A 601-nucleotide genomic window follows, 5' to 3' on the forward strand; every position below is an offset into this window, starting at 1 on the left:
CCAGCAGGGCCGCCGTGTCGGAGCCCTCCTCGGCGTCGAGCAGTTCCCGGACCGGCCGCCCGATCCGCGGGTCCAGCTCGGCGCACACCTCGTCCAGGGCCTCGGCGAACCGCGGGAAGCATTCCGCCAGTTCCGCGCCCATGCGTGCCCGCTGGGCACCCTGGCCGGTGAACAGCACCGCCGTCCTGCCGCCCATCGCGCGGCCTTCGGTCACCCCCGGTGCGGGCTCGCCTCCCGCGAGGGCCTCAAGGCCCGCCAGCAGCCGTTCCCGGTCGGACGCCACGACCGCGGCGCGGTGCTCCAGCTGTGCCCGCGACGTCGCCGCGGCGAAGCCGACGTCGAGCAGCGGGACCTCGGGCCGCGCGGCGAGGTGCGCCCGCAGCCTCCCTGCCTGCGCCCGCAGCGCCGCCTGGTTGCGTCCCGAGACCAGCACGGGGAGCACGTCCACCGACCGGGTCACCAGGCCGCCGGCCGGCGGCTCGTCCTCGCCCGACGCCTGGTCCTCGGCCGGCACCGGGGCCCCGGCGGGCGCCTCCTGCGCGGCGGGGGCCTCGGCCGGTGCCTCCTCCAGGATCACGTGCGCGTTGGTGCCGCTGATGCC

The 601-nt window shown here is 78.2% G+C and carries 1 pseudogene; it reads right to left on the bottom strand.

Annotated features, from left to right (window positions below):
* Positions 1–601: pseudogene (locus IH00_RS44905) on the bottom strand (ketoacyl-synthetase C-terminal extension domain-containing protein); the annotation flags it as partial.

This window comes from Streptomyces sp. NRRL S-118 (assembly GCF_000716335.1).
Taxonomy (GTDB): Bacteria; Actinomycetota; Actinomycetes; order Streptomycetales; family Streptomycetaceae; genus Streptomyces.